The sequence below is a fragment of the Mesorhizobium sp. M4A.F.Ca.ET.050.02.1.1 genome (assembly GCF_003997725.1).
In the GTDB taxonomy this organism is placed as follows: Bacteria; Pseudomonadota; Alphaproteobacteria; order Rhizobiales; family Rhizobiaceae; genus Mesorhizobium.
In genome coordinates this window covers 1-3,637 of record NZ_RZSG01000620.1, presented here as the reverse complement: position 1 = coordinate 3,637, position 3,637 = coordinate 1, and the positions used below count along the sequence as shown (strand labels likewise).

5 protein-coding genes are annotated in these 3,637 nt (G+C 62.4%); 2 read left to right on the top strand and 3 right to left on the bottom strand.

The annotated features are described in order from the left end of the window. Together EOA33_RS28080 and EOA33_RS28075 are read left to right on the top strand one after the other, a co-directional pair. Positions 1–686: RNA methyltransferase (locus tag EOA33_RS28080; RefSeq protein WP_145989315.1), on the top strand; the 686-nt coding region annotated here is incomplete at its 5' end. 13 nt (positions 687–699) lie between these two features. Continuing rightward, entirely contained in the window at positions 700–1,113 is a 414-nt protein-coding gene (locus EOA33_RS28075; protein ID WP_127407122.1) for a hypothetical protein, read from the top strand. A 137-nt stretch (positions 1,114–1,250) separates the two neighbouring features. Here the strand turns inward: EOA33_RS28075 and EOA33_RS28070 are convergent, their stop codons facing one another. From EOA33_RS28070 to EOA33_RS28060, 3 genes are all read right to left on the bottom strand, one after another. Continuing rightward, on the bottom strand, positions 1,251–2,168 hold the full coding sequence (locus EOA33_RS28070; RefSeq protein WP_127407121.1) for a 2-hydroxy-3-oxopropionate reductase: 918 nt from the start codon (positions 2,166–2,168) through the stop codon (positions 1,251–1,253). Positions 2,169–2,275: 107 nt separating this feature from the next. Further along, positions 2,276–3,073: a 2-oxo-tetronate isomerase gene (gene otnI / locus EOA33_RS28065; RefSeq protein WP_127407120.1), complete on the bottom strand. Its 798-nt coding sequence runs from the start codon at positions 3,071–3,073 to the stop codon at positions 2,276–2,278. A gap of 173 nt (positions 3,074–3,246) precedes the next feature. Next, positions 3,247–3,637: thiamine pyrophosphate-dependent enzyme (locus tag EOA33_RS28060; RefSeq protein WP_245482457.1), on the bottom strand; the 391-nt coding region annotated here is incomplete at its 5' end.

The window sequence follows — 3,637 nt, the reverse complement described above, 5'->3', positions numbered from 1 at the left end:
CGGTGCGAGCCGCGCTCGACAATTCACGGCGCAAGATCAGGAAAATGCTGGTGACGCGCAACGCCGCCGAGCGGCTGGCGATCGCCGACCTCGCCGCCCTGCCCTTCAAGGCCGAGCTGGTCGAGCCAAAGGAGATCGACAGGATCACCGGGTCGGATGCCGTGCATCAGGGCGTGCTGATCGAGGCCGAGCCGCTGAAGCCGAAGCGCCTTGACGCGCTTGGCGACACTCAGTTGGTGCTCGTGCTCGACCAGGTCACCGATCCGCACAATGTCGGCGCGATCCTGCGCTCCGCGGTCGCCTTCGGCGCCGGCGCGCTGATCACCACGGCCCGCCACAGCCCGCAGGAATCGGGCGTGCTGGCGAAATCCGCCTCCGGCGCGCTGGAACATATTGATCAGATTGAGGTGAAGAACCTCGCCGACGCGCTCGGCCAGTTGCATGAGGCCGGCTTCCAGACCATCGGCCTCGATTCGGACGGACCGGCCGAGTTGGAGAAAACATTCGCCGGCGACAAAATCGCGCTGGTGTTGGGCGCCGAAGGCAAAGGCCTGCGTCAGAAGACGCGCGAGACGGTGACGGCGCTCGCCCGCCTCGACATGCCGGGTGCGATACGCTCGTTGAACGTTTCCAACGCGGCGGCGGTGAGCCTTTATGCGGCGCGAAAGTTCCTTTCCGAGGATTGAACGAGCGACCTGGATGTTCGAGACGTTCTCAGATCGGGGCGAATGGCTTGCGTTTCTTGCGAGCACAATCGGCACTCTACGAACGCTCACTCCATCGGAGTTCTACGACGAGGCGAACGACCGCTACCATGTGTTGATGGAAGACATATTTCGGCTTGTCCATACGCTTGAAAATCCCGCCGATATCAAAAAATTTCTCGACGATGCCTATTGGGAGACCTGGCTGCCCAAAAGTCCAGGAGACTTGACCTCCATGGACGCCACGGAGATCCATCATCGGGTCGCCTGCAACCTGGCCGATGAAAGGTGGGTTGACGGAGCTCTCGGCCAGGCGTTCGAGAACGGCACACTTGTTCCTGCGCTTGAGCGGATCGGGGCTGAAATCGACAAGTTCAAGCTGGCGGACATCAACCAGCAATTTCCCTAACCACATCGCGATTTGCGCCGACGCTCATCTCGTGGTTGCGCGGAATATGAGAAACGGGCTCCGGCGTTTGACGCAGGAACCCGTTCTTGGCAGGCAAGAGCTGGCAGCTTGGGAACGTTGCGCCGCCTTCTCCCGACCTATGCTGCTTTGCCCTTGGCTTCGGTTGCTTGGCCGCCGACCTCGAAATTGGCCATCCGCTCCAGCGCCCTGACCAGCGCCGAGTGATCCTCCTTGGCACCTCCGTTGGCGGCGCAAGCGTTGAAGAGTTGCTGCGCGGTGGACGTATTGGGCAGCGAAACACCGAGCGCCTTGGCGCCCTCCAGCGCCAGGTTGAGGTCCTTCTGGTGCAGTTCGATGCGGAAGCCGGGCGCGAAGGTGCGCTTGATCATGCGCTCGCCATGCACTTCGAGGATGCGCGAGGCGGCGAGCCCGCCCATCAGCGCTTGGCGAACCTTGGCCGGATCGGCGCCCGCCTTCGAGGCGAAGACAAGCGCTTCGCCGACCGCTTCGATGGTGAGCGCCACGACGATCTGGTTGGCGACCTTGGTCGTCTGGCCGACGCCGTTCGGGCCGACGAGGGTGATGTTCTTGCCCATCTTCTCGAACACCGGCTTTGCGCGCTCGAAGGCTTGTTCCTCGCCGCCGACCATGATGGTGAGCGAGGCAGCCTTGGCGCCGACCTCGCCGCCCGATACCGGCGCGTCGAGATAGTCGCAGCCGAGATCGTTGATCTTTTTCGCGAAGGTCTTGGTCTCGATCGGCGAGATCGAACTCATGTCGATGACCAGCTTGCCCTTGCTGAGGCCCGAGACAACGCCATTGTCGCCGAACAGGACGTCGGCGACTTGAGGCGTGTCAGGCACCATCGTGATGATGATATCAGCCGCCTTCGCCACGGCGGCATGGCCGGTGACGGTCTTCAGGCCTTTGCCGATCAGGTCAGCCGGCGGTTTGGAGCGATGGTCGCTGGCGACGACGGGGTAGCCGGCATCCAGCAAATGCCCCGCCATCGGAGCGCCCATGATGCCCAGTCCGATGAAGCCGATGGTTTCCATTGTTTCGCTCCTGAAATTCGTAACTGCAACTAGCCGAAGGTACGCCGCTGCCCCTCATCCGCCTGCCGGCACCTTCTCCCCGTATAGTGACGGGGAGAAGGAAGGCTTTAGGCGGCCGCGCTGCCCTGGCCGGCCAATGCCTTGAACCAGCCCAGCCCTGCGTCCGTGCCAGCCTTCGGCTTGTATTCGGCGCCAATCCAGCCGGCATAGCCGAGCCGGTCGATGTGCTCGTAGAGGAAGGGATAGTTGATCTCGCCCGTCCCCGGCTCGTGACGTCCGGGATTGTCCGCAAGCTGGATATGCGCGATACGGTCGAGGTTTGCCTCGATGGTACGGGCGAGATCCCCCTCCATGATCTGCATGTGGTAGATGTCGTATTGCAGGAACAGGTTCTTCGAGCCTATGCGGTCGAACAGCGCCAGCGCCTGGCCGCTGTAATTGAGGAAGAATCCCGGAATGTCGCGCGTGTTGATCGGCTCGACCAGCAGCCGGATGCCGGCCTGCTCCAGCTTCTCGGCCGCGAAAGCCAGATTCTCGGCAAAGACGTTCTCCAGCACCGCTCGGTCGGCTCCCTGTGGGGCGATGCCGGCAAGGCAGTTGATCTGCTCGCAGCCGAGCGCATGCGCATAGGTGATGGCCTTGGCCACCCCTTGCCGGAATTCCGGTACCCGATCGGGAAGCACGGCTATGCCGCGCTCGCCCTTTGCCCAGTCGCCCGGCGGCAAGTTGAACAGAACCTGCGTCAGCCCGTTCTTCTTCAGGCGCGCGGCGACGACGTCCGGCGCATGATCGTAAGGGCCGATATATTCGACGCCCTTGAAGCCGGCGCGGGCGGCGGCATCGAAGCGGTCGAGGAACTCGTGCTCGCCGAAGAGCATCGACAGATTGGCTGAAAAACGAGGCATTCTTTTTCTCCTTCTTTTTGGCTGGCCCACGCCGAGCCGGAGTCGCAGACAGGCGCGAAGCGTCCAAAACGGTGACTTTCGAGAACCGGAGCGGAGCGTACTTTCTGTACGTGAGCACCGGAGGCGCAGGAAGGCGCCGTTTGCAGGCCTGCCTTACCTGAATATCAGCACGCCTAGTCCAACATCATGATGGCCGTCGGCGCATCCTCATTGCGTTCGGCCAATTCCTCGAACTCGGTGATCTTGTCGATTTCCGTGCCCATGGAAATGTTGGTGACGCGCTCGAGGATGAATTCGAGCACGACCGGAACCTGGTGCTCCTTCATCAGGCGCTGCGCTTGCTTAAAGGCGCCGGCGAACTCTTCCGGCTTACGCACCCTAACCGCCTTGCAGCCCATCGCCTCGGCGACCGCGACATGGTCGACGCCGTAGCCTGCCTCGGGGTCGTTAGCGCGGTTGACGTTCTCGAAGGCGAGGCTGACCTCGTAGTCCATCGAGAAGCCACGCTGCGCCTGGCGGATCAGGCCGAGATAGGCGTTGTTCACGACGACGTGGATGTAGGGC

Coding starts and splice junctions, on each gene's coding strand:
- EOA33_RS28075 (WP_127407122.1), top strand. CDS start 700: ATGTTCGAGACGTTCTCAGATCGGGGCGAATGGCTTGCGTTTCTTGCG.
- otnI (WP_127407120.1), bottom strand. CDS start 3,073: ATGCCTCGTTTTTCAGCCAATCTGTCGATGCTCTTCGGCGAGCACGAG.
- EOA33_RS28070 (WP_127407121.1), bottom strand. CDS start 2,168: ATGGAAACCATCGGCTTCATCGGACTGGGCATCATGGGCGCTCCGATG.